The sequence below is a fragment of the Pseudomonas sp. ANT_H12B genome, assembly GCF_008369325.1.
Classification (GTDB): Bacteria; Pseudomonadota; Gammaproteobacteria; order Pseudomonadales; family Pseudomonadaceae; genus Aquipseudomonas.
The window spans coordinates 149,549-169,103 of record NZ_VOBI01000006.1; the positions used below are offsets into that span (position 1 = coordinate 149,549).

Sequence of the window (19,555 nt, forward strand, 5' to 3'; positions counted from 1 at the left end):
ATTGATCGTTCCCACGCTCCGCGTGGGAATGCAGCCCGGGACGCTCCGCGTCCCCTTCAGAGCCGAACGCGGAGCGTCCGTTGATGCATTCCCACGCAGAGCGTGGGAACGATCATCTTCTACAGGTTTTCCAGCGCCATGTTCAGCGCCAGCACATTCACCACCGGTGGACCAACGAGCGGCTGCTCGATGTGCGCCTCCATCAGTTGGGCAAGCGTAGACACCGGCAGATTGCGCGCGGCCGCAACTCGCGCCAGTTGATAGGCAATCGCGGCCGGTGGCAAGTGTGGATCGAGCCCGCTGCCGGAGGTGGTCAGCATCGCCAACGGCACCGGCCCCTGGCCTGGCACCAGCAGTTTGTTGGCGTCGTCGATCACGCGAGTGGCCAGGGCCGGGTTGCTTGGCGACAGGTTGCTGGCACTGCTCGACACAGTGGCGAAAGCGCCGGCCGATGGCCGTGGGTGGAACCAGGCGTCACCGACGAAATCCTGGGCAATCTGCGATGAGCCACGGACCTTGCCGTCGGCGTCGTGTACCAGGCTGCCATTGGCCTGGTCCGGGAAAGCGACCTGGGCAATGCCGGTAACCACCAAGGGGTAGGCGACGCCGGTGATCAGGGTCATCAGCACCAGCAGGCTCAGAGCCGGACGTATCATTGTGGACATTTCAAAATCCTCGAATTCAGAGATCACTACCGCGTTCGTTCAGACTCATCGCGGTGTATTCATCGCGGGCAAGCCCGCTCCCACAAAAGCACCACAGTTCACTGTGGGAGCGGGCTTGCCCGCGATGGCGGCGTGTCTGACACACCGCCATTCAGGGTCAAACCAGATGCAACGCCGTCAACAGCATGTCGATCGCCTTGATACCCACAAATGGCACCAGAATCCCGCCCACCCCGTAGATCAGCAGATTGCGTCGCAACAACGCTGCAGCGCTCGCGGCCTGCACCCGCACACCGCGCAATGCCAACGGAATCAGCACCACAATGATCAAGGCATTGAACACAATCGCCGACAGAATCGCGCTCTGCGGACTGCTCAAGTGCATGACGTTCAGCACGCCCAGTTGCGGGTAGATCGAGGCAAACAGCGCCGGCAAAATCGCGAAGTATTTGGCCACGTCGTTAGCAATGGAAAACGTCGTCAGCGCACCTCGGGTCACCAGCAATTCCTTGCCGATCTGCACCACGTCCAGCAGCTTGGTCGGGTCGCTGTCGAGGTCGACCATGTTCGCCGCTTCGCGCGCCGCTTGTGTGCCGTCGTTCATCGCCATGCCGACGTCTGCCTGCGCCAGGGCCGGGGCGTCGTTGGCGCCGTCGCCACACATGGCAACCAGACGACCGTCGTTCTGTTCGTGACGGATGCGCGCCAGTTTCTTCTCCGGCGTGGCCTCGGCCAGCACGTCATCGACACCCGCTTCGGCGGCAATCGCTGCGGCGGTCAGGGGGTTGTCGCCGGTCACCATGACCGTGCGAATCCCCAGTTTGCGCAGCTCGGCGAAACGCTCGCGGATGCCGGGCTTGACCACGTCCTTGAGGTGGATCGCGCCGAGCAATTTACCGTCGGCGCAAACCAGCAACGGGGTGCCGCCGCTCTGGGCGATCTTGTCGATTTCCCGGGACAGTGGCGCAGCGAGATCGGCGCGTTTCAGGCCGACGAAGGCCAGCAGCGAATCCACGGCGCCTTTGCGATAAACGCGGCCCTGATAGTCGACACCGGACAGGCGCGTCTCGGCACTGAACGGCACGGCGGTCAGCAGCTCGGTGGATGGCTCAGGTTGTGGCTGAGTGCCGCGCAGGTATTCGACGATGGATTTACCTTCAGCGGTGTCGTCCGCCAACGAGGCGAATAACGCACCTTCGGCGAGTTCCCTCGCGGTGACACCAGGCGCCGCGTAAACCGCGGTGCAACGACGGTTACCGAAGGTGATGGTGCCGGTCTTGTCCAGCAGCAGAACGTGCACGTCCCCCGCCGCTTCCACGGCGCGGCCGGACTTGGCAATCACGTTCAGGCGCACCAGACGGTCCATCCCGGCGATACCGATGGCCGACAACAGACCGCCGATGGTGGTCGGAATCAGCGTGACCAATAACGCCGCCAGGAACACCAGCGGCAGGCTGCCGTTGGCGAAGTGGGCGAACGGTTGCAGGGTAACGACCACCAGCAGAAAGATCAGGGTCAGGCCGATCAGCAGGATGTCGAGCGCCACTTCGTTCGGGGTTTTCTGGCGTTTGGCGCCTTCGACCAGGGCGATCATGCGGTCGAGTGTCGACTCGCCAGGGTTGGCGGTGATGCGCACCAACAGCCAGTCGGACACCAGGCGAGTGTTGCCGGTAACGGCCGAACGGTCGCCGCCGGATTCACGAATCACTGGCGCAGATTCACCGGTAATTGCCGCTTCGTTGACTGCCGCGATGCCTTCAATCACCTCGCCGTCACCGGGAATCATCTCCCCCGCTTCGACGCGCACCACATCACCTTTTCGCAGGGTGGTGGCCGGCACGACTTGAAAGACGTCGTTGCTGGTCTTGCGCCGAGCACTCAGGCCTTCGCTACCGGCCTTCAGGCTGTCGGCGCGGGCCTTGCCGCGACCCTCGGCCAGCGCTTCGGCGAAGTTGGCGAACAGCACGGTGAACCACAGCCACAGGGCGATTTGCGCCGCGACGAAGGTCGGCACCGCCGGGTCGGGAATGAAGCACAGCACGGTGGTCAGGATCGCGGTCAGTTCGACCACCAGCATCACCGGCGCACGCTGCAATTGCCGTGGGTCGAGCTTGACGAAGGCTTGCACCAGCGCCGGGCGCCACAGGGCCGAGATCGCGGTTTTCGGTTGTTCCGGCGCTTTGGCGACGGCGGTTTTGCTTACAGGCATATTCATGATGGATTCCTTAGCTCCTTATTTAGGAAGGGCAGCCATACTCAAATGTTCAGCAATAGGACCCAGCGCCAATGTCGGCAGGAAGGTCAGGCCACCCACCAGCAAAATGGTCACGGTCAACAACGTCACGAACAGCGGGCCATGGGTCGGGAAGCTGTTCTGGCCAATCGGTGCGGTTTTCTTCATCGCCAGGCTGCCGGCCAACGCCAGTACCGGGAGGATGTAACCGAAGCGACCGATCAACATGCCAAAACCGAGCATCAGGTTGTGGAACGCGGTGTTGGCACCGAAGCCGCCGAACGCCGAACCGTTGTTGGCACTGGCCGAGGTGTAGGCATAAAGCAACTGACTGAAACCGTGAGCGCCAGGGTTACTCACCGCCGCGACCGGGCCGGGCAGGCTCGCGGCAATCGCGCTGAGCACCAGCACGCCCACCGGCATCACCAGCAAGGTCACCACCAGCAACTGGACTTCTTTCGCCTGCAGTTTCTTGCCGAGATACTCCGGGGTCCGGCCGATCATCAGGCCCGCAAGGAACACCGCGATCAGCACGTTGAGTAACATGCCGTAGAGCCCGGCACCGACGCCGCCGAAGATCACTTCGCCGACCATCATGTTGACCAGCGCGACCATACCGCTCAGCGGGTTGAGGCTGTCATGCATGCCGTTGACCGAGCCGTTGGACGCCGCCGTGGTGGTCACCGACCAGAGCACGGTGGCGGTGGTGCCGAACCGCGCTTCCTTGCCTTCCAGCGGCGCGGTCTGTTCGACGGCGGCGTTGGCAAGGGTCGGGTTTGGTTGGTATTCGGCCCACATCGACGTCGCGCCACCGATCAGAAACAGCGCCAGCATGCAGGCGATGATCGCCCGGCTCTGACGCAGGTCTTTCACGTAGTGGCCGAAGGTGAACACCAGCGCGACCGGAATCAGAATGATCGAGCTGACTTCAAGCAGGTTGCTCCAGGCCGTCGGGTTCTCGAACGGATGCGCCGAGTTGACGCCGAAGAAGCCGCCGCCGTTGGTGCCCAGCTGCTTGATCGCAATCTGACTGGCCGCCGGGCCGAGCGGGATCACCTGATCGACGCCTTGCATCGTCACTGCATTCACATAGTGCGCGAAGGTTTGCGGCACGCCCTGCCAGACCAGATACAGCGCCAGCAGCAGACACAGCGGCAGCAGGCCGTAAAGGGTGGCGCGGGTCATGTCGACCCAGAAGTTGCCGAGGGTCTTGCTCGACTTGCGACCAATACCGCGACACAGCGCTACCAACACGGCGAGGCCAGTGGCGGCGCTGACGAAGTTCTGCACGGTGAGGCCGACCATCTGACTCAGGTAGCTCAGGGTCGCTTCGCCGCTGTAGGACTGCCAGTTGGTGTTGGTCATGAAGCTGACGGCGGTGTTGAACGCTTGCGTCCACTCTTGACCCGGCAGGTTTTGCGGATTCAGCGGCAAGTAATCCTGGAACAACAGGATCGCGAACAACAGCAAGAAGCCCGCAAGGTTGAAGGCGAGCAAGGCCAGGGTATATTTCTGCCAGCTCTGTTCGGCCTGCGGATCAACGCCGGCCACCCGATAACATCCACGCTCTACCGGTCCGAGAATCGGCGAAAGCCAGGTGCGCTGACCTTCCATCACCTTGTAGTAGAAGCGCCCCAGAAACGGTGCCGGTATCAGCACCAGGGCGAAGAAGGCGAGGATCAGCCAATAGTCATAACTGTGCATAGCCGCTCCTAGTTCCGGTCCGCGCGCAACAGCGCAACCAACAGATAAATGAACAGCCCCACTGCCAATAGCAGTGACACTCCGTCCAGAACGCTCATGGAAGTTCTCCGTGTTACGGCGTATTGCCGCGTGTGGAGTCATTGTCGGAAGGAAGGCTGTAAAGGAACGAGATCGAGGGTGTTGGCTGGGCATAAAGAAAGCGTAAAGAGTGGGGTTATGGCTTTGTTACAGCGGTGTTCCGGCGGGCCTCATCGCGAGCAGGCTCGCTCCCACAGGAGTTCGACGTTGTATGGACGACGGCATTCCAATGTGGGAGCGAGCCTGCTCGCGATAGCGCCAGAACAGGCGTCGACGCCCCTAACTGGAGCATAAAAAACGCACATCCAACACCGAACATCCTCGATACGACGTCTTTTTGCGCTTTACGACCGCTATCACAACACTGGCACGCCCACTGCAAACGCCCTCCCCCGAAGCTTTCCAAACCGTTCAGGGAGCAAGCGCATGAACACACAACTCAAACCCACGCTGGGCACGCTACACCTGTGGGGCATTGCGGTCGGGCTGGTGATTTCCGGTGAATACTTCGGCTGGAGTTACGGCTGGGGCGTGGCGGGTACGCTCGGTTTTCTGGTGACGTCGTTTATGGTCGCCACCATGTACACCTGCTTCATCTTCAGTTTCACCGAACTGACTACGGCGATTCCCCATGCTGGCGGTCCTTTTGCTTACAGTCGCCGCGCCTTTGGCGAGAAAGGCGGGTTGATCGCCGGGTTGGCGACGCTGATCGAATTCGTCTTCGCGCCGCCAGCAATTGCCTTGGCGATTGGCGCGTATTTAAACGTGCAGTTTCCAGCGCTCGATCCCAAACACGCCGCCGTCGGCGCCTACATTGTGTTCATGGGCCTGAACATTCTCGGGGTGAAACTGGCAGCGACTTTCGAACTGGTGGTCTGCGTACTGGCGGTCGCTGAATTGCTGGTGTTCATGGGCGTGGTCGCCCCGGCGTTCAGCTTCAGCAATTTCGCGCTCAACGGATGGGCCGGTTCCAACGTGTTCGGCGCGCCGGCGATTGCCGGGATGTTCGCGGCGATTCCATTCGCCATCTGGTTTTTCCTGGCCATCGAAGGCGCCGCGATGGCCGCCGAAGAAGCCAAGGACCCGAAACGCACCATTCCGAAGGCCTACATCAGCGGCATTCTGACCCTGGTTTTGCTGGCGATGGGCGTGATGTTCTTTGCCGGTGGCGTCGGCGACTGGCGCACGCTGTCGAACATCAACGATCCGCTGCCACAAGCCATGAAAACCGTGGTCGGCGAAAGCTCGGGCTGGTTGCACATGCTGGTATGGATCGGCCTGTTCGGCCTGGTGGCGAGTTTCCACGGGATCATACTTGGCTACTCGCGACAGTTCTTTGCACTGGCCCGGGCCGGTTATCTGCCGGCGTCCCTGGCCAAGTTGTCACGTTTTCAGACTCCGCACCGAGCAATCATCGCCGGTGGCGTGATTGGCATTGCCGCGATTTATAGCGATGGTCTGATCAACCTCGGCGGCATGACGCTGACGGCGGCGATGATCACGATGGCGGTCTTCGGGGCGATCGTGATGTACATCATGAGCATGCTCAGCCTGTTCAAATTGCGTAAAACCGAACCGAACCTGGAGCGTACCTTTCGTGCGCCGTGTTACCCACTGGTGCCATTCATTGCGCTGGTGCTGGCAGTGGTGTGCCTGGTGGCGATGGCCTGGTTCAACAGCTTGATCGGGGTGATCTTTCTCGGCTTCATGGCGGTGGGTTTTGTGTATTTCATGCTGACCGCACAATTGCGCGCCGATGCGCCGGCGGATGCGATGTTGACCGGGCTCTAAACTGTCGCAGTGTGGCGGTCATATCAGGCATAGAATGGAGTGACTGCGATGGAACTGGTGCGAACACTAATCGCTCAAAAGTGGTATGCACGATCGATTGGCGAAACCCGCCGATCGGCCTGCCCTTAAGGAGAGCCCTATGCCCTGGTATGCCTGGTTGATTCTGGTCGTTGCAATCGGCTCGATCGTTGGCGGGTTGATGATGTTGCGAGACACCGCCCACAAGGTCGAACTGACCGATGAGCAACGTAAACGCGTCGCCGAACGCAATGCGGAAATGGATGCCAAGGAAGCTCAGGACCGCTAAAACAAAAACCCTGTCATTCTCAACGAATGACAGGGTTTTGCGTTTCTACTTTTCCCAATCCGCCTTGGCAATGTGCAAGCCATGCAACCCTTTGTATGCAGCACGCTCAGGCTGGCTCCAGCCCTCAAGCAACGAATCCTCCAAACGATAAATCTCCACTCCCAACGGACGACACACGCTTAGCGGATCCTGCGCATCCGGCCCCCACATCGCCAGCGACAGATCGCCGCCCGGACAGGTCGACAGTGCACACAGCAGATCGATCTCGGCAAAGAACTCCAGGTAGTCACCCTTCTGCGCCGGACAGGCTTTCATGAAGTACATGTCGTCGTGGTTCAGGCCAGTGCACTGAAAAATGTTCAGCACGTCATGCACGTCAAACTCGGTCAGCCCATGAGGCAGCACCGCTCGGGTCAGGTTCGAGTGGCAGTGATGATGGAAATCTTCGCCGGTGAGCATTTTGTTCACATAGGGATCGCAACGGGTGCCCAGCAAATCGTGCAAACGCCCGCCATGTTCGTCGATGCCGTAAGCGGCCAGGCTGTCATCGGTGATGGTCACCAACGGGCGTAAAAAAGGCAGATTCGACCAGAGCCGGTCATGGGTGCTGACATGGGCGCCCTGCAACTGCCGGGTCCGCGCGGCCCACAAACGTTCACGCGGATCGTTGGCATTCCAGACGTTGAAATCGCCGACTTGCGGCCCGACCGGCGTGGTCACTCGAAACACATGCCCGGCCGGCACCTTCCAGGCTCGACCGGTACGAATCGGCACTTCAAATGTCTCGATCAATGTGCGCCCGTCCTTCGCATCGCGGACCCGTTCGTAGAACGCTTTGTCCACCTGCAAGGCCGAACCTTTGCTGACTTGATAGGCCGCCGGATAGTCTTTGTACATGGCACGAATCCTCGATCAGTGATGGGACATCGGGGCAAGCAACTGCAACAGAAGGTGTTCGGAATCGTCGAGATAAAGGCTCATGGCGTCCTCCGCTGAGCGTTTTTCACCCTCGACCAGCAACTCATGTATTTGCCGATCGCGAGCCAGCCAGGGCGCCTGAAAACTTGATTCATCGGGAGCGGTGCAAAACACCAGGCGCAATTGCGCGACGACGTTGGTGAAAAATTCATCAAACAACGGACTGCGCAGCAACCCGACGATGTGTTGATGAAAGGCCAGACTGTGGGTGCCAACGGCGCGCCAGTCTTCGCGCTCCCGGGCAAGCTCGGTGGCTTCAAGGGCTTCGAGCATCCGGTCGGACTGATAATCGCGCAGTGGCTGACTTACGCTGATCGCCTGCAATTCCAGGGTGCGACGGACATTGAACAAATCCCGAACGTCATCGACACCCAACCTGCGCACCATCACGCCTTTGTTGCGCACATAGAGCGTCAGACCTTCCTGACCCAGTCGATGTAACGCTTCGCGAATAGTGTTGCGGGATGCGTTATAGGCAGACACCAAGTCGTTCTCCACCAGCGCCATGCCGGGCAGCAACCGACCGCCGATGATGTCAGCGCGCAACTCCAATGTGATGTGGTCGGCCAGGGACAGTCCGCTGCTCATGCTCATCGCCTCATGATTGTTCAACAATCGTTACTTAATGAGTAATCACTATTCGTGCCAGTAACTGGAAGTCTCCTGAGTAAGTTGGACGCATCTGCATGCTTTTTAGAAGTAGAAGTACAGTCACCATCCAATTTTCATTGGTTAATATGGCGCACCGTTGCGGAGATTCGAGATGCGTTACTCGCAGGACCATAAAGCCCAGACCCACCAACGCATCATCAAGGAAGCCTCAGCTCGGTTTCGCCGCGATGGCATTGGCGCGACAGGCTTGCAACCGCTGATGAAAGCCCTGGGGTTGACCCACGGTGGCTTCTACTCGCATTTCAAGTCCAAGGACGAACTGGTGGAAAAGGCCTTGCAAGCCGCAGGCGAGCAGGTTGACGTCATTTGCGCCGAACTCTTCTCACAGGACCGCCCACTGGAAGCGTTCATCGACGCCTATTTGTCCGAATGGCACCAAACGTCCCCTCAGGAAGGTTGCCCACTGCCGACCATGTCATCGGAACTCGGCCTGCGCGGACAACAGAGCCCGACCACCGATGTGGTGCTGAACGCACGGCTTGAACAAGTGCAAGGCACGCTTGAAGGCGAAGACGCCGCCGACCGTAGCATCCTCATCATGTCCACATTGATCGGGGCGTTGTTGCTGTCGCGCAGTGTCGAGAATCCCGAGTTGGCTCAGAGGATTCTCGACGTTACTGGCGCCTATCTCAAACAACCCCGGGACTAACCCTGCCAGCGCTTGAACAGCACACTGGCATTGACTCCACCAAAGCCGAAGCCGTTGGACAACGCATACTCAATGGCCATCGGTCGCGCCTGACCGTGAACAATATCCACGCCTTGGGCGGCCGGGTCCGGGTTCTCAAAATTGAGGGTCGCCGGCACGATCTGATCGCGAATCGCCAACAACGTGAAGATTGCCTCGATCCCGCCCGCCGCGCCGAGCAAATGCCCGGTGGCAGATTTGGTCGACGTCACCGCAATCTTGTTGTCGGTGCCGAACAACGCTTTGATCGCAGCCAACTCCCCGAGATCCCCAACCGGGGTCGAAGTCGCGTGGGCATTCAGATGCTGTACCTGAGAGGCCAAAATGCCCGCCTGGGCCAACGCCAGCGACATCGCCCGTTGCGCACCGCTGCCATCCTCGGGCCCCGCAGTCAGGTGATAGGCGTCAGCGCTGGTGCCGTAACCGACCAGCTCCGCCAGCGGTTGAGCGCCACGGGCCAAGGCATGTTCCAGGGATTCGATCACCAGAAGACCTGCCCCCTCACCCATGACAAAGCCATCGCGACCACTGTCGAACGGCCGCGAGGCACGCTCCGGAGTGTCGTTGTAGCCGCTGGACAAGGCACGAGCAGCCGCGAACCCAGCGAGACTGACACGATCGATTGCCGCCTCCGCACCGCCACACACCGCAATATCCGCCTCACCACAACGAATCAGCCGCGCCGCATCGCCAATCGCCTGAACCCCGGCCGCGCAAGCGGTCACCGGCGCACCCAATGGGCCCTTGAAACCGTGTTGGATCGACACATGACCCGCGGCGAGGTTGACCAGGAATGAAGGAATGGTGAACGGCGACAAGCGTCGCGGCCCACGGCTGTCTGTTGTGCGCACCGCGTCGGCAATCGCACCGAAACCACCGACACCGGAACCGATAATGGTTGCAGTACGTTCCTGGGCATTGGCGTCCGCTGCTTGCCAACCGGCCTGCTCCAGCGCCTGACGCGCCGCCTCCATGGCAAACACAATAAAGCGGTCCATCTTCTTCTGCTCTTTGGGCGGCGTTGCCCGGTCCGGGTCAAAACCCGCCTCGGCATCGTCAGCCAGCATTGGCACAACGCCGCCGACCTTGGCCGGCAGATCGGCAACCACCGCGTCCGGCAAAATGCGCAACCCGGAACGCCCGGCCAACAAACGCTCCCAGACGGCTTCGACGCCAGAACCCAATGGAGACACCAGGCCCATGCCCGTAACAACTACTCGACGATCGCTCATACCGCAAATACCTCAAGCCGATTCATGACGCCTCACGTGTATCGCGCGGCGGCCTTACTTTTGGAAAGATTCGGTGCCATGACCAGGCGGGCTTTTACAAAGTCATCCCACTCAGAGGCGTTAGGCAACGATGGAATGGTGATCAGCTCACCCTGGTCCAGACCGGACAACGCTGCGTCGACCATCTCCCCCGCGTCCATGACCATATCCGCCGGAACTTGGGAAGCGTCGATACCGGAGCGTTCCCAGATCTCGGTGCGTGTTACGCCTGGCAACACAGCTTGAACCTTGACCCCGGTGCCATCCAGCTCGGCGTTCAACGACTGGGTCAGGCTTAACACATAAGCCTTGCTGGCGCTGTACGTTGCATTGAAGCGCTCAGGGAACAACGCCACCACCGACGCGATATTGATAATCGTCCCCCGACCCGCCTTGGCAAAACTGGCAGCCGCTGCCGATGCCAACCGCGTGACTGTCGTGACGTTCAGTTGAATCAAACGATCCAGATGATCCATGTCGGAATTAGCCAACAAACCATCAGCCGCGACACCGGCATTGTTCAGCAACAGGCTGATACTCGAATCACTGCGAAGACGTTGTTCAAGCTTCAGCACGTCATCCTTAAGGGTCAGATCCGCCTTGAGGACCTCGACCTGAACGCCATGTTCGGTGCGCAACGTGCTCGCCGCCGCGTCCAGCCGCTCTTGATCACGGGCGACCAACAACAAATCAAAACCACGCGCCGCCAACCGCTCGGCGTAAATCGCACCGATGCCGGAAGAAGCCCCGGTGACGAGGGCCGTACCTTGAGTCTGGACAGAATTCATGACAGTGCTCCTGAGAGAGGCTTGAGAGGAAGACGAGCGCCTGACGCGTTAGCACGCTCGGGCGGATGATTGATTTATTATAGGCATAATTTTATCAGCATATGATAGCCGTAATTTTTCTTGCTTCGACGAAAGGTGCACCATTGCAGCGCGCGCCAAAATGCAAAAAGGCCGGTCAATGACCGGCCCCTGGCGCTGACTTACAAGCTTAGTTCACCTCAAGCTTCTCGCGATTCTTATCCAGAATGGCTTTACCGATTCCCTTCACCTCAAGCAACTCGTCCACTGACGCAAATGGCCCATTACTCTCACGATAAGCAACAATCGCCTTGGCCTTGGCCTCTCCCACACCCGACAACTCGCGCTGCAGGGTCGGTGCATCGGCCCCATTCAGATCAATCTTGCCGGACTGTGCCTTGGGAGAGACTTCCATCACCAAAGGTGAATTACCAGCCTCTGGCTTGGCTGCTGGCGCAGCAGTGGCCGCAATAGAGGCGCTGGTAAGCAGGGCGAAAACCAGAGAGTAGAAATAGCCAGTACGCATAAATGACGCTCCATGACATCGATTGAGAAAGCAGCTTTTCCGAAGCTGCCTCTCAAACTTAGGCGATGGGTGGAGCTTGTCAAAAATGTGTCTGTTGCAGGATGTGAAACAATCAGGGCTCGAGGCGACGTTGCTGGTAGATCCAGTCGACGATGTCGCCGTCGGGTGTGTACCCGCTGACGGTTTCGCGCAAGAGTTGACGAACGCGAGAGTAATCGTCCTGATCGACTGCAACCAACAATTCCCTCAGGCGACCCTTGAGCACATCCCAGGGCAGATGATCTTCGTTGGCGCTCATGATCATCGGATGCCGGGTCGCTGACACGTTGTCGCCAATCAGCAACTCCTCGTAGAGTTTTTTCTGGGCGAAACCTGCGAACTCGATGGCAATGTCACCTCGCAGCTTTTGTCTGAGCGGACACTCAAATATAAGCGGCCTCGGACAGCGCAGATACAGCAGGGCCAAAACATTATCATCCTGATCTGGACGTTGGCAGAGAACTTTGCACTGTCGTGCACGTCGAGTTACCAAAACGTATCTCACTACTGCAAACGCTTTAAAGGCACGGAGCGAGCAAGACTCAGCTCTATCAGCGCGTCAATACCGCACTGGCGTCAATCCTCCTAAACCAGGGAGAACGAACGCGGAAAGACCGTTTGAACACAAACACGACTCGATTGCGTAGCGTCGTTATGGGACACTTACTCTCGCTGAGCATCAGAGAACCATACAGCCCTACATCACCCAAGAGCCACTGTATCTGGCTCCGCTCGCAAAAAACTGCGTATTTCACGGCACAACACCCCGACATCATTTGATAGGTTTACCATCATGGCTAACGCCCCTATTTTAATCACCGGCGGTGCCGGTTTTATTGGCTCTCATCTGACCGACGCTTTGCTCGCCAAGGGCTACGCAGTGCGAATTCTCGATGACTTGTCCACCGGAAAGCGCAGCAACCTGCCGCAAGAAAACCCACACGTCGAATTTGTCGAAGGCGATGTCGCCAATGCCGCTTTGGTTGCGCGGGTCATGATAGGTTGTCGGGCAGTTGTACATTTAGCTGCAGTGGCTTCGGTCCAAGCCTCAGTGGACGATCCTGTACGCACCCACCAGAGCAACTTTATAGGTAGCTTGAACGTCTGCGAAGCTATGCGCCAAGCTGAAGTCAAACGCGTGGTATTTGCCTCGAGTGCCGCGGTATACGGCAACAATGGAGAAGAGCAAGCTATCGACGAGGAAACCCCTAAGGCGCCTTTAACACCATATGCCTCGGACAAACTAGCAAGCGAGTATTACTTCGACTTCTACCGACGCCAGCACGCTCTCGAGCCGGTCGTTTTCCGTTTTTTCAACATCTTTGGCCCACGCCAAGACCCTTCGTCACCGTACTCGGGGGTGATTAGTATTTTCAGTGAGCGGGCACATAAAGGTCTACCCATTACAGTCTTCGGCGACGGTGAACAAACCCGAGACTTTGTTTATGTAGAAGATTTGGTAAAGGTGTTGGTGCAAGCCATCGAAGCACCGCAGGTCGAAGTGGGCGCAATCAACGTCGGAATGAATCAAGCCACCACACTCAATCAGATGCTGGAAACATTGGCCGAGGTAGTAGGACAACTGCCACCAGTGAGCTATGGTTCGGCGCGCTCCGGAGATATTCGCCACTCGCGGGCAAATAACCAACGGCTACTTGAAAGATTTCAACTCTCCAAGCAGACACCGATGAAGGTTGGATTAGCCCGGCTGTTGGGTACAGAGACTTGTTGAATTCTTGAATAAGACCGAACCCAGATTACGTGAAAACTTAGCTTCTGACGCTTTTCAAATCAACGGTCCTACCTCTTCATATTTTCACGATGACGATAAGGAGCGGGGACACCTTGCATCGCGTATGCACATAAGCTGATATTCAGAAGTGGAAGATATAAAAAAACTGGTTTGGTCAAGCGCATCGCCTTGCACTCAGCCAATGCGAAAATACCCTACATAATTCGACACCGGGTATTTTCTTTAGTCATGGCTGTTGCAGGGCCTCAATACAATCCGAGCTCACTTAGCTCAAATAAACTTTAATTACTCGATCGACATTAACTTTGTAACCCCTCTTGCAAAGCATCACCTTCCCTACCCTTTGAACGAGCCCCATGAAAGACAGGTGATCTTTAGCGACCCATCCATCGACGTAAAAAGCCCGCTGCTTTCAAGGTGAGTCATATATGTGGGTGATCAGGGTTCGAGGCGACGCTGCTGGTAAATCCAGTCGACGATATCGCCATCCGGTGTGTAGCCACTGACTGTCTCGCGCAGCAACTGACGAACCCGAGAGTAGTCATCCAGCTCAACAGCAGCAAGCAGTTCAGTCAGCCTGGCCTTGAGTACCTCCCAAGACAGGTGTTCTTCATTGGCACTCATAATCATTGGATGCGGGGTTGCTGCCACGTTATCGCCAATCAGCAACTCTTCGTAAAGCTTTTCGCCCGGGCGCAGACCGGTGAATTCGATTGATATATCACCGTGAAGATTTTTCTCCGAGCGAACGCTCAGACCCGAAAGGTGAATCATCTTCTCCGCCAGCTCGACAATCTTCACCGGCTCGCCCATATCGAGCACAAACACGTCACCGCCCTGCCCCATCGATCCAGCCTGAATTACCAGTTGCGCCGCCTCGGGAATGGTCATGAAATAACGGGTGATTTTCGGATGGGTGACCGTCAACGGCCCACCCGACTTGATCTGCTTATGAAACAGAGGAATCACTGAACCGGAAGAACCCAGTACATTACCAAACCGGACCATCGTGAATCGGGTTTTATTTACCCGCGATACGTTAGCCTTATCGCCGAAAAATACCGGTGCAATCTCCCGACTCAGCGCCTGAAGGATCAATTCGGCCAGCCGCTTGGTGCTACCCATCACATTGGTCGGGCGCACTGCCTTGTCTGTGGAAATCAGTACAAAGTTCGCAACACTTGCCTGCAATGCAGCCTGAGCGGTATTGAGTGTTCCAATCACATTATTCAGCACGCCTTCGGCGATATTGTGTTCAACCATGGGAACGTGTTTGTACGCGGCTGCGTGATAGACCGTGTCTACATTCCAGGTCTTCATTACATCAAGAAGTTTATGGGGATGACGAATGGAGCCAAGGATAGGCAATAGTCGGACAGACAGCGACTCACGAGCAATACGCTGCTCAAGCTCGAACAAGATGCTGTAAAGATTGAACTCACTATGTTCGAACAACAAAAGCGTGGTCGGACCAATGGAAAAAATCTGCCGGCACAACTCCGAGCCAATCGAACCACCAGCTCCCGTTACCATCACCGTCTTACCCTTGATACAGCGCGCCAGCAGATCGGGTTGTGCCGGAACCGAATCGCGCCCCAGCAAATCGGCGATATCAACCTCCTGGATGTCATCGACCGTCACCCGACCGCTGGCCAGATCAGTAAAATTTGGCACACTGCGAACGTGAAGAGGAAAGCCTTCCAGAAGATCGAGAATCTCCCGACGTCGCGCGCGAGTAGACGATGGCAGAGCCAGAAGAATCTCCTCCGCCCCCGTCACTTCGATCATCTGCTGAATATGCTTGGGCTTGTAAACCTGTAAGCCAGCAATCGAACGATCCGCAATGCTTGTATCATCGTCGATAAAAGCGACAGGCCGCATAACCCGGCCCATACGCAGAGCAGCAACAAGTTGATTGCCCGCAACACCAGCTCCATAAATGGCCACCTTGGTCAGGCCATTGTCACGATTGGTGAACGGAACGTGCTGGGCAGCGGTGAACCAGTCACCCATAAAATATTGGCGCATACAAAGACGCAGTCCGCCAATGATGACGAGGCTCAACCACCAATAGTTGAAGATAATGGAACGTGGCACCACGGCTTCGTGGTTGCTGTACCAATAGACAACAACCGCAAGGAGCAGCGATGACAGGCTGACTGCCTTGATGATGGCAATCAACGCGTCGTTGCCAAAATAGCGCATGACCGCCCGGTACATACCGAAGCGGACGAAGAGAGGGACAGCCACCACTGGCGCGCACACGAAGAGCCAGAAATGAACCTTTAGAGGATTGTACATGCCATCAATGCCCAGACGAACGATGAAGGCAAGCCATAGAGCAAACCAAACCAGCACCGTATCAGTGGCCACCTGTAACAATCTTTTTTGCCTACGAGGCAGACCCAGCAAAAAAACTCTAAATTTATCCATAAGTACTTGACCTACCAGGCCTGTCCCTCATCACTAGATCTGATAAGTCATTGTACATTAACATCCCACCTCATCACCTTAATCCTGACGATAGAGACTGCCCACGGATCAATGATCGCACACCATATGCATGCATACCTGCAGGACGTTCAACGACTAAGGCTGTTAACAAAAATTGATTCTGCGCCAAGCTGACTCAGGCAGAGGATCACAAAACCGCTTACACGTCTATATGAGAGCTTCGCCGACGACATGTTTGCGACACTCGCAATAGCAGACCCGCTCATGCTCGGGCAATTCGTGGATGACCTCGATAAGCGGCAGGCCTGCCGACATGACGACTTCCTCATCGGCCTGTACAGCAACAGGCGGCGATGCTTTCTACTTCACTGAAGAGCGCGAGAGTGGTGCTACCAAGTCAGCGGCGCGCCCCCACCTACGGACAAACAAGCGCTGACGCAACAGCGTATTCTGTTCTGCGAGATGAGCGACCTTCGGCTCTGCTGCAAGGGCCATTGAGAAAAACGAAAAACACCAAGTCGAACGCGGCTACTTTAGATATCCAGCTCCGCCAGGGCAACGAGACCGTCGATGGATTTTCGGAAACCAACTGATTTGAGGTAGAAATCGACTGTTTCACTATGGCGCCGGGCGCATGATGACCGGCTGGTTCCCGACAAAAAATCGGGCACCATCACCGGAGATCAGGTCTCGGTTTGAATGTGGGGATCATTAACGGTTACGAATAATTTAGGGGTTATACGACTTAATTCGAGGGTGTTACACTTGCTCCCATACGTTTGGATTCTGCCGCCTCCAAGGGGCGAGTGCCTATCATGGTTCAACCAAGAAAAATAGCCACCGAAGGTGCTTTGGGAAATAGATCTGGAGATCCGCTGGGGTGCCAATTCGACACAACGCGGATTAACGTCAGTGCGCTTTATCGTATAAAGAAAAAATCAGGCTCGCTAGAAAGTATCGATCGTGCGTTACCGCCCCCGAAACAGCCTCGGATCTATTCAGAGGAAGCAGAATCTATCCAAGGCTCCAATCACTCGCTGCACCGACACTGGCAAGAGTTTTTTGGCGGATCCACTCAAATTATTTACTACCCACGCCCTCTTCAACAGCGAGATTTTAGCTCTTGTTGCGTAAAATAGGAGGATTCAGTTCCTCAGCGAGTGTTTATGGAAACCTGCAGCATTTTCCGCAACAAAGCGTCATACCCTCTCGGCGACCAATCCTTGAAAAAAAAATTGTCTCTGTGATTCGCTTATACTAGGCCACGCTGGGATGGTGAGGTGGCTCGCGATGCCGATCCGGCATTCGCAAGCACATAATCAGATTGGTGTGCTGAACTCTGCACTGAAACTATGCACGCAGGTTATTGACGCAGGCAGAGCAACCCCCCAAAGGATTCAAAAAGTGAGTGTATCGATGCAAAAGGCAACACCGATCAATCCACACAGCAAGCATTCAGTTTCTCCGGTCACCTTGATATCGTGTTTGTGGCGCAACCGCCGACTCACTCTGCAAATGACAAAGAGAGAAGTAATCGGACGGTATCGCGGGTCGATGCTGGGTTTGGCGTGGTCTTTTTTTAACCCGGTGCTGATGCTGTTGGTATACACCTTTTTTTTCGCAGTAGTGTTCAAATCACGTTGGGGCACGGGCGGGACCGATAGCAAGACTGACTTTGCCGTTATATTGTTCGTAGGCATGATCGTTCACGGCTTGTTCTCTGAAATCCTGAATCGCTCTCCAAGACTGATCCTGGACAATGCTAATTACGTCAAAAAAGTTGTATTCCCTATTGAAATTCTTCCAGCCATCAGTATTGGCGTGGCACTTTTTCATGCAACGGTAAGTCTTGCTGTTCTATTGATCGCTTTCTTGGTTTTCAACGGCTTTATTCAATGGACCGCTGTATTTATTCCGCTGGTAATATTGCCACTGATTATACTTTCGCTGGGGGCTGCCTGGTTCCTCGCTTCGCTGGGTGTTTACTTACGCGACGTGGCTCAAACTATTGGTCTTTTCACCACCGTGCTAATGTTTCTTTCCCCGGTTTTTTACCCTGCCACATCATTGCCTGCGGCCATACGTCCATGGCTAATGATTAACCCGCTTACCTTCATTATTGAGCAAGCACGGGAAGTGATGATATGGGGGAGACTCCCAAACTTTCAGGGTTTAGCGGTTTACACACTCTGCGCAGTCATCATTGCATGGCTAGGCTATATCTGGTTCCAAAAGACAAGAAAGGGGTTTGCTGATGTCCTCTAATGACTTAGCAATTTCGGTTGCAGGTGTCTCAAAGATTTATCATCTTTATGAAAAACCACAAGACCGACTGAAGCAAATTCTCTGGAAAGGCGCTACTAATCCCAGCGATGAGTTCTGGGCGTTGCGGGATATCAACTTTAATGTAAAGAAAGGCGAAACCGTCGGTATTGTGGGGCGTAACGGCTCTGGCAAGTCCACGCTATTACAGATCATCTGCGGAACCCTTACTCCTTCGCATGGTCACGTAGAGCGTCAGGGTCGCTTATCAGCCTTGCTTGAACTCGGCTCTGGTTTCAATCCAGAGTTCACAGGGCGTGAGAACGTTTACCTAAGTGCATCGATACTTGGATTATCGAAAGAAGAAATTGATAATCGGTTTGATGAAATTGCCGGTTTTGCTGATATTGGACAGTTTATCGACAGCCCTGTAAAACACTACTCGAGCGGTATGTTTGCCAGGCTTGCATTCTCGGTGTCTGTTCACGTTGAACCCGAAATATTGATCGTCGATGAAATTCTTGCTGTCGGTGATGCGGCATTCCAGCGACGTTGCCTTTCGAAGTTTTATGAAATACGTGATCGTGGTTGCACCATCCTTTTTGTATCCCACGACCAGTATCAAGTTAAGTCGGTATGTGAACGAGCGTTGTACCTCAAAGAAGGCCGACAAGTCATGTTCGGTCCTGCACCTAGAGTCATAGATCAATACATGATCGAAATGGAGGCGCAGGTTGCTCAAAGCACTACCGCAGCATTCGCAGCCACGCTGGCAGCAGCGGCCGCTGAAAGTCACGACACTTCAGAATCTGTCGAGCCAGATGCCAGCAGGCCAAAAAGTGCTGCCCCCAAAGCATCTCTAAGTAACAGCGAGTCTGCAGATCAGCTGTTTAAAATTACTGATGTCCGCCTGACTGACACCGAAGGCACAGCTCTGGATACCGTGACAACCGGGCAATCCGTGAGCGTGTGTTTTGATTTTGTCGCACTAGTTGATACACCGCCGAAAGAGATCAGTTTTGTCTTCAATCTATATAGACATGATGAGTTGTATCTATGTGGCGCTACCACATTGATGGACAAAATCCCGGCCTACCGTTCCTCAAGCGCAGGAACCGTATCGATTGACTTTGCAGATCTCCCCCTGCTGAGCGGTCAGTACAAATGGCGGGTAGCAATTAACGACAACGTTGGATTCATAACTTACGCAGAAGCAAAAAATGCGTGCTCGTTCCGTGTTGAAGACAACTTCAAAGCGGTTGGCATGTTAAGCCTTCCGCGACAGTGGAATTTTCAACCAAACGACCTCAACAGTATTTGAATAGGCC

General features: G+C 56.0%; 16 protein-coding genes and 1 pseudogene. 6 read left to right on the forward strand and 11 right to left on the reverse strand.

Features of this window, described 5'->3' with window-relative positions:
* Positions 1 to 119: 119 nt before the first annotated feature.
* The 4 genes from kdpC to kdpF form a co-directional block, all read right to left on the reverse strand.
* Positions 120 to 665, reverse strand: a complete 546-nt coding sequence (kdpC, locus tag FQ185_RS11795; protein ID WP_149417594.1) for a potassium-transporting ATPase subunit KdpC — start codon at positions 663 to 665, stop codon at positions 120 to 122.
* 157 nt (positions 666 to 822) lie between these two features.
* Positions 823 to 2,880 carry a potassium-transporting ATPase subunit KdpB gene (gene kdpB, locus FQ185_RS11800; RefSeq protein WP_149417595.1) on the reverse strand — a complete coding sequence of 686 codons (2,058 nt, stop codon included), beginning with the start codon at positions 2,878 to 2,880 and terminating at the stop codon, positions 823 to 825.
* 18 nt (positions 2,881 to 2,898) lie between these two features.
* Positions 2,899 to 4,602 (reverse strand): potassium-transporting ATPase subunit KdpA, encoded by a 1,704-nt coding sequence (kdpA, locus tag FQ185_RS11805; RefSeq protein WP_149417596.1) that lies wholly within the window; start codon positions 4,600 to 4,602, stop codon positions 2,899 to 2,901.
* A gap of 8 nt (positions 4,603 to 4,610) precedes the next feature.
* Positions 4,611 to 4,700 carry a K(+)-transporting ATPase subunit F gene (gene kdpF / locus FQ185_RS11810; RefSeq protein WP_007899818.1) on the reverse strand — a complete coding sequence of 30 codons (90 nt, stop codon included), beginning with the start codon at positions 4,698 to 4,700 and terminating at the stop codon, positions 4,611 to 4,613.
* A gap of 406 nt (positions 4,701 to 5,106) precedes the next feature.
* Between kdpF and eat the strand changes: the two genes are divergently transcribed.
* Together eat and FQ185_RS11820 are read left to right on the forward strand one after the other, a co-directional pair.
* Positions 5,107 to 6,471, forward strand: coding sequence for an ethanolamine permease (gene eat / locus FQ185_RS11815; RefSeq protein WP_149417597.1), 1,365 nt, complete (start codon positions 5,107 to 5,109; stop codon positions 6,469 to 6,471).
* Positions 6,472 to 6,610: 139 nt separating this feature from the next.
* Positions 6,611 to 6,778 (forward strand): DUF2897 family protein, encoded by a 168-nt coding sequence (locus tag FQ185_RS11820; protein WP_020796133.1) that lies wholly within the window; start codon positions 6,611 to 6,613, stop codon positions 6,776 to 6,778.
* Between the two features lie 45 nt (positions 6,779 to 6,823).
* On the opposite strand, the gene FQ185_RS11825 is transcribed toward FQ185_RS11820, so the two are convergent.
* Entirely contained in the window at positions 6,824 to 7,675 is an 852-nt protein-coding gene (locus FQ185_RS11825) for a DUF1989 domain-containing protein (RefSeq protein WP_149417598.1), read from the reverse strand.
* A 15-nt stretch (positions 7,676 to 7,690) separates the two neighbouring features.
* Positions 7,691 to 8,344 carry a GntR family transcriptional regulator gene (locus tag FQ185_RS11830; protein WP_149417599.1) on the reverse strand — a complete coding sequence of 218 codons (654 nt, stop codon included), beginning with the start codon at positions 8,342 to 8,344 and terminating at the stop codon, positions 7,691 to 7,693.
* Between the two features lie 175 nt (positions 8,345 to 8,519).
* Here FQ185_RS11830 and FQ185_RS11835 point away from each other — a divergent pair, with 175 nt between their 5' ends.
* On the forward strand, positions 8,520 to 9,077 hold the full coding sequence (locus FQ185_RS11835) for a TetR/AcrR family transcriptional regulator (protein WP_149417600.1): 558 nt from the start codon (positions 8,520 to 8,522) through the stop codon (positions 9,075 to 9,077).
* On the opposite strand, the gene fabF is transcribed toward FQ185_RS11835, so the two are convergent.
* The 4 genes and pseudogenes from fabF to FQ185_RS11855 form a co-directional block, all read right to left on the reverse strand.
* Positions 9,074 to 10,348 (reverse strand): beta-ketoacyl-ACP synthase II, encoded by a 1,275-nt coding sequence (fabF, locus tag FQ185_RS11840; protein WP_149417601.1) that lies wholly within the window; start codon positions 10,346 to 10,348, stop codon positions 9,074 to 9,076. The genes FQ185_RS11835 and fabF overlap by 4 nt on opposite strands.
* A 32-nt stretch (positions 10,349 to 10,380) precedes the next feature.
* Positions 10,381 to 11,175, reverse strand: coding sequence for an SDR family oxidoreductase (locus FQ185_RS11845; RefSeq protein ID WP_149417602.1), 795 nt, complete (start codon positions 11,173 to 11,175; stop codon positions 10,381 to 10,383).
* Positions 11,176 to 11,383: 208 nt separating this feature from the next.
* Complete coding sequence (locus FQ185_RS11850; RefSeq protein WP_149417603.1) at positions 11,384 to 11,719, reverse strand: helix-hairpin-helix domain-containing protein; 336 nt, start codon at positions 11,717 to 11,719, stop codon at positions 11,384 to 11,386.
* A gap of 112 nt (positions 11,720 to 11,831) precedes the next feature.
* Positions 11,832 to 12,145, reverse strand: a pseudogene (locus tag FQ185_RS11855) (polysaccharide biosynthesis protein); the annotation flags it as partial.
* A 406-nt stretch (positions 12,146 to 12,551) separates the two neighbouring features.
* Between FQ185_RS11855 and FQ185_RS11860 the strand changes: the two are divergent.
* Positions 12,552 to 13,490, forward strand: a complete 939-nt coding sequence (locus tag FQ185_RS11860) for an NAD-dependent epimerase/dehydratase family protein (protein WP_149417604.1) — start codon at positions 12,552 to 12,554, stop codon at positions 13,488 to 13,490.
* 459 nt (positions 13,491 to 13,949) lie between these two features.
* On the opposite strand, the gene FQ185_RS11865 is transcribed toward FQ185_RS11860, so the two are convergent.
* A complete protein-coding gene (locus FQ185_RS11865; RefSeq protein WP_149417605.1) occupies positions 13,950 to 15,944 on the reverse strand; it encodes a nucleoside-diphosphate sugar epimerase/dehydratase in 1,995 nt (664 codons plus the stop codon).
* Between the two features lie 1,455 nt (positions 15,945 to 17,399).
* On the opposite strand from FQ185_RS11865, the gene FQ185_RS11870 reads away from it, so the two are divergent.
* Together FQ185_RS11870 and FQ185_RS11875 are read left to right on the forward strand one after the other, a co-directional pair.
* Complete coding sequence (locus tag FQ185_RS11870; protein ID WP_256730402.1) at positions 17,400 to 18,230, forward strand: ABC transporter permease; 831 nt, start codon at positions 17,400 to 17,402, stop codon at positions 18,228 to 18,230.
* The gene (locus FQ185_RS11875; protein WP_149417606.1) at positions 18,220 to 19,548 is read left to right on the forward strand and encodes an ABC transporter ATP-binding protein; all 1,329 of its coding nucleotides are present in this window, start codon (positions 18,220 to 18,222) and stop codon (positions 19,546 to 19,548) included. The genes FQ185_RS11870 and FQ185_RS11875 overlap by 11 nt, the downstream gene beginning before the upstream one ends.
* The last annotated feature ends 7 nt before the right edge of the window (positions 19,549 to 19,555 follow it).